Source organism: Thermus aquaticus (assembly GCF_001280255.1).
Taxonomy (GTDB): Bacteria; Deinococcota; Deinococci; order Deinococcales; family Thermaceae; genus Thermus; species Thermus aquaticus.
The window spans coordinates 1-360 of record NZ_LHCI01000025.1 but is presented as its reverse complement, the minus strand read 5'-3'; the positions used below and the strand labels follow the sequence as shown (position 1 = coordinate 360).

The window sequence follows — 360 nt, the reverse complement described above, 5'->3', positions numbered from 1 at the left end:
GGACCAAGCCGCCCCAGAGGCCCAGGAAGGGGAAGCCAAGGGCCTCCCCCACCTGGTAGCCCTGGTGGGCCAGAGTGTTGGCCACGGCCGTGCCCGTGAAGGTCCCCACCAGGACCCCCACGGGGCCAAGGGCCTGGGCCCGGGTCAGAAGGGCCAACGCCAGGAGAGGCGGCGGGGCCCACCCGGGCCCCAAGCCAATGAGAAGGGCCGTCCCTAGGGTCATCATCAGGGTCATCATCATCCCTACACCTCCTGCAACTCCTTCTCCCGCTCCTTCAAGGCCCGCCTGAGGCCCTTCAGGACCCGCTCCAGGACTTCGGGTAGCTCGCCCCAGTACGCTTCGCCGTCCAGCAGGTTGAA

1 protein-coding gene is annotated in these 360 nt (G+C 68.6%); it reads right to left on the bottom strand.

The window, feature by feature from the left end:
- Nucleotides 1–241 (bottom strand): hypothetical protein (locus BVI061214_RS00175; RefSeq protein WP_248841676.1); only part of this gene is annotated, 241 nt, incomplete at its 3' end.
- Nucleotides 242–360: the final 119 nt, after the last annotated feature.